Genomic DNA, 1246 nt, shown 5'->3' with positions numbered 1-1246 from the left:
GGCCGTGACCGCGGGCCTGCTGCCCGCCGCGCACCGGCCGGCCGCGGACCGGCACGCCGTGCGCACCGCCCTGGCGCTCGGCTACCTCGCCACGGCCGCCCCGCCGCTGGCGCACGCCACCCTCAACCCCTCGCCCGTGCTCGTCCAGCGGGCGGTCGGCGCCGGGATCAGGGCCACCGTCTGTCTGCAGGCGGCGCTCGCGGCCCGGGCCGGGGCGCCCGTGTCCGGGCTGCTGACCGCGGCGCTGGCCCCGGTCGCGGCCCGGCTGGCGCGGAAGGTGAGCACCACATGAGCCGGCTGAACCTGGGCTACGGCACCAACGGGCTGACCGACCTGCGCCTGGACGACGCGCTCGCCCTGCTCGCCGACCTCGGCTACGACGGTGTCGGGCTGACCCTCGACCACATGCACCTCGACCCGCTGGCGGCGGACCTGGCCGCGCGCACCGCCCGCCTCGCGCGGCGCCTGGACCGGCTCGGACTGCAGGTGACGGTGGAGACCGGCGGCCGCTACGTCCTCGACCCGCGCCGCAAGCACGCGCCCACCCTGCTGGACGAGGACGAGGACGCCCGCGGGATGCGCGTCCGGCTGCTGGTCCGCGCCCTGCGGGTCGCCGCCGACCTCGGCGCGCACGCCGTGCACTGCTTCAGCGGCGTGACGCCGGCCGGGACCGACCCGGACACCGCCTGGAAGCGGCTGGCGAACACCCTCGAACCGGTCCTCGACGTCGCGGAGGACACCGGGATCCCGCTCGCGATCGAACCCGAACCCGGCCACCTGCTGGGCGACCTGGCCGGCTTCCACCGGCTGCGGGCCGACCTGGGCGACCCGCCCCCGCTCGGCCTGACCCTCGACATCGGCCACTGCCAGTGCCTGGAGCCCCTGCCGCCCGCCGAGTGCGTGCGCGAGGCCGCGCCCTGGCTGCGCCACGTGCAGATCGAGGACATGCGCCGCGGCGTCCACGAGCACCTGCCGTTCGGCGAGGGCGAGATCGACTTCCCGCCCGTCCTGGACGCGCTGGCCGCCACCGGCTACCGGGGGCTGACCGTGGTGGAACTGCCCCGCCACTCGCACGCCGGACCCGAACTCGCCGCGCACTCCCTGCACTTCCTGCGAAACGGAGGCACCGCATGACCGCCGTCCACGCCGAGACGGACCCCGCCGTCCCCCCGCCCGCGCCCGGCTCCGCACGGGACGCGCGCGACTGGCTCGCCCGGTCCTGCGCCGCGGCCGCCGCCGGGGACCC

Annotated in this window: 1 protein-coding gene and 1 pseudogene; both read left to right on the top strand. The window is 77.8% G+C overall.

Annotated features, from left to right (window positions below; translation table 11 throughout):
• Positions 1 to 292 (top strand): annotated as a pseudogene (locus JHAT_RS33430) (prenyltransferase); the annotation flags it as partial.
• Positions 289 to 1134, top strand: coding sequence for a sugar phosphate isomerase/epimerase (locus JHAT_RS33425; protein ID WP_077802015.1), 846 nt, complete (start codon positions 289 to 291; stop codon positions 1132 to 1134). The pseudogene JHAT_RS33430 and the gene JHAT_RS33425, both read left to right, overlap by 4 nt.
• Positions 1135 to 1246 lie beyond the last annotated feature (112 nt).

The sequence above is a fragment of the Streptomyces sp. JHA26 genome (assembly GCF_002005565.1).
Classification (GTDB): Bacteria; Actinomycetota; Actinomycetes; order Streptomycetales; family Streptomycetaceae; genus Streptomyces.
Note: the sequence above shows the minus strand (reverse complement) of the source record. Positions and strands in the feature narration are given on the sequence as shown.